We start from the raw sequence: 2,060 nt of genomic DNA, 5'->3' as shown, positions 1-2,060 counted from the left end.
CGAACCCATCGGCTATATCCCGCCAGCCGAGGCCGAGGCAAACTACTACCGGCAACTCGCCAGTCAGGCCGCCACGGCGGAAGCCTGACTTAAACCAAACAGCCTCCACGGAACTCGGGGCGGTTCATAGTGCATTCCGGCCTTGCTGACTTCTTCGCTCAGAGAGCGGCCAGGCAAGCGGGTGCGGCGAACTCGGCTCACCCCGGTGTTCACCAGGCTCCAGGTGCGCCAAAAAAAGATTTGGCGATCTGGGAACGTATCTTTGTTTCACCCTTAGAAGATGAACCTGTGCCATAACGAGCACCCATGAGAGTTCATGAGCGCTACCGTAGCGCAGATCGACACCACGATGCTCCGACATCGCTCGGCGACACGAGCATCGCCGTCATCACGACACAGCAAGTCGCCACCCTGCTGAGCTACCCGTCGGCCAGTGCCGTGCGGCAGGCGCATCAGCGCGGCACTTTGCCGGTGCCTCTTTACCGTTTGGGTAACCGCCGCCGCTTGCTTGCGCGACTAGCGGACGTCGAAAAGGCCCTGACCGAACGGCTGGAGCCGTCCCGTACCGTAACGCAAGGAGCCCTGATCGAAGAGGAGGCCAGCTAGCGCCCGCACGCTACCGCCGAGCTGGGTGCGACCAAAGTAACAGGCACAAAAAAGCTCAAGCTGGTGACTTGAGCTCTTTGCAAAACGTCAGATTTCTGGCCTGACGTCGTGAAGTTACTCCCCGTCGCAGAAATGTTCAACTGCCGAACTTCGGCGGCAACGGGCGGGCGTGCGCTGAGAAAAGCATGCTCAGCTCGACCGAATTTGCAACCTATTGCAAGCAAACCAAGCTCAGCGAAGCTGCCGTGAATTACATCTCGGCAGTGCGCTCTTCTCCGCCCTCACGGCGCGTCGGCGACAGCGCACGTTGCAATGTCTGCGCCCGTATTCCCAGCAAGAAAGTCGGCCTGCCGGTACAGGCGGAAAGCCGCACATGTGAAGCCGTCTTCGTATACGAAGCAGAGCTGTCGACCGATGTTCTGGAGCTTTGGGATCAACCTGCGCCACTCCAGCTGCGGAGGGATCGTGGCGCTAAGGGAACTCACGTTTCCACCTACACACCGGACTATTTGCTGCTGCGACGGGATGGCCCGGCGCTCGTCGAGTGCAAGACGGCCAAGGGGCTTGCCAGGAAATTAGCCGACAAGCCCGAGGACTGGAATTATGTCGACGGCGTGCCGTACTTCGTCCCCGCAAGAACAGCTGCCGAGAAGATAGGTCTTCCGCACGAAGTCTACGTGACAGACGACACAGCTTCACGCTACTTGGCCAACCTCGAGTTTCTCCATGCTGTGCAGCTGAGCCAGCCAATCGAGGTTTCCGACGCTGACTATAAGCGCCTGCTGGAAAGGCTGACGGACTCGCCAACCATCTTCGAGCTTTGTAGTGCCAGACGCGGGCCTGAGCCAGCCGTCATCTACGCACTCTTGGCAAGCTCCCGAATCTTCGGTGCCCTGAAAGCGCAGCTCTTGTCACAACCGGACACATTTCGCATCTTCGCGGATCGCGCCAAGGCCGACGAATTTCAGGAGCACCTGCTGCAGACATACCGCACAGCGCCTGACGAAAGCAGCGAAACGGATCTCGCAGCATTGCTCCGTGCTACACCCGCTGCGCTTGCACACGCGACCAAGGTCTACGAACAGATCAAAGAGGTCTTGGACGGGAAAAGGAAGCCTACCCGCAATGACTACCGCTACCTGCGTCGCCTTTCCGATCCAGAGGCGTCACCAGGACATCCACTTGCAGCGTGCCTTCCCGATTATCGTTCCCGCGGCAATCGCGTACCGCGGCTGACTCCCGATCAAGTGCGCATCGCCCAGGACGTCATCCAGTCGCACTGGGTCCTCGGCAGGTGCAAGGATCAATCGCAGTTGCTTGGCCATGTGCCCGCGGCGTCAGACTAGTTGTCGCCTCTGAAATTTCTTAATCAAGAAGCTCAGAGGTGTAAGTTGAAGATCAAACAAACGTATTCGTTGGCGTTTCGTGAGCAGGCGCTGGCCAAGGTATTTAGC

General features: G+C 58.9%; 2 protein-coding genes. Both read left to right on the top strand.

The window, feature by feature from the left end; translation table 11 throughout:
- Positions 1-306: 306 nt before the first annotated feature.
- Positions 307-606: a hypothetical protein gene (locus ACFPPB_RS20210; protein WP_377330447.1), complete on the top strand. Its 300-nt coding sequence runs from the start codon at positions 307-309 to the stop codon at positions 604-606.
- A gap of 185 nt (positions 607-791) precedes the next feature.
- On the top strand, positions 792-1,952 hold the full coding sequence (locus ACFPPB_RS20205) for a Tn7 transposase TnsA N-terminal domain-containing protein (RefSeq protein WP_377330445.1): 1,161 nt from the start codon (positions 792-794) through the stop codon (positions 1,950-1,952).
- The last annotated feature ends 108 nt before the right edge of the window (positions 1,953-2,060 follow it).

The organism is Rhodanobacter terrae (genome assembly GCF_042657005.1).
In the GTDB taxonomy this organism is placed as follows: Bacteria; Pseudomonadota; Gammaproteobacteria; order Xanthomonadales; family Rhodanobacteraceae; genus Rhodanobacter; species Rhodanobacter terrae.
The sequence above is the reverse complement of the archived record's forward strand: the minus strand, read 5'-3'. Positions and strand labels throughout refer to the sequence as shown.